Here is a 1,009-nt window from a genome sequence, read left to right on the forward strand (position 1 = left end):
AAACTGGACAACGAATTCTAGATATCGCTACCGGCACAGGTTTAGTAGCAATTCTAGCTGCCAAAGTTGTCGGTGCTTCTGGAGCTGTTGTCGGTGTAGATATTTCCTCAGGCATGCTCAATTTAGCCCAACAAAAAGTTAAAGCCGAAGGTCTCAACAACATCAAATTTATAGAAGCAGATGCAGAAACTATCAACTTCCCAGATAATAGTTTCCATAGGATTCTATGTTCTTCAGCCATTGTATACTTAACAGATATCCCTGCTGCGTTACGGCAGTGGTATCGCTTCGTAAAACCAGGAGGATTAGTCGGATTTTCCTGTTTTGCAGCAAACGCCTTTCCTACAGGGGGTCTGTTTCGAGAAAAAGCAGCAGACTATGGCATTGTAATTCCTAATCCCAATGGACCCCTTGGTAGTCCCGAGAAATGTCACCAGCTACTCACCGAAGCAGGTTTTCAAGACATCAACGTCAAAACCGACCAATTGGGTTACTACAGCAGTGATACTCAAATAGTAGCAGCAAACTCTTGGCGGGGAAACTCAAAGAGTGCCTTTGGTGCGGAAGTTTTCCAGCTTTCTCCAGAGAAATTAGCGCAATTGAAAACTGAATTCTTTGCAGCCGTTGAGCAATTAGCCACAGCACAAGGCATTTGGATAGATATTACAACGTTTTTTGTTGTTGCCAGGAAATCGATAACATTTTCTATTACCAAATAATCCCTAAATCTAAGCTATCAGCTATCAGCTATCAGCTAATGGGGCGGCTACTTGAGTGGCTATTGGCCTTTGGCCACGCTACTTGAGGTGCCAATGGGGCGGCTACTTGAGATCCGAACAGCTTGTGAATAAAATAAGCTGACTGCTGACTGCTGACTGCTTACCTTAGGTTTTTAAAGGTTAAACGTTGCACTATTGCTATTATTTATTTTTCTTTTTGTTCTTCCTCCACCACTGGCATTGATTCTGTAGCGTCTTCTGCTGAGTAGCTTGAAAATTTAGCCAATTGC

1 protein-coding gene is annotated in these 1,009 nt (G+C 42.9%); it reads left to right on the forward strand.

Features of this window, described 5'->3' with window-relative positions:
• Positions 1-719, forward strand: a 719-nt coding sequence (locus F6K37_RS44355; RefSeq protein ID WP_287257473.1) for a methyltransferase domain-containing protein, incomplete at its 5' end; no start/stop codon positions are given.
• Between the last annotated feature and the right edge of the window lie 290 nt (positions 720-1,009).

The organism is Moorena sp. SIO4E2 (assembly GCF_010671945.1).
Classification (GTDB): domain Bacteria; phylum Cyanobacteriota; class Cyanobacteriia; order Cyanobacteriales; family Coleofasciculaceae; genus Moorena; species Moorena producens.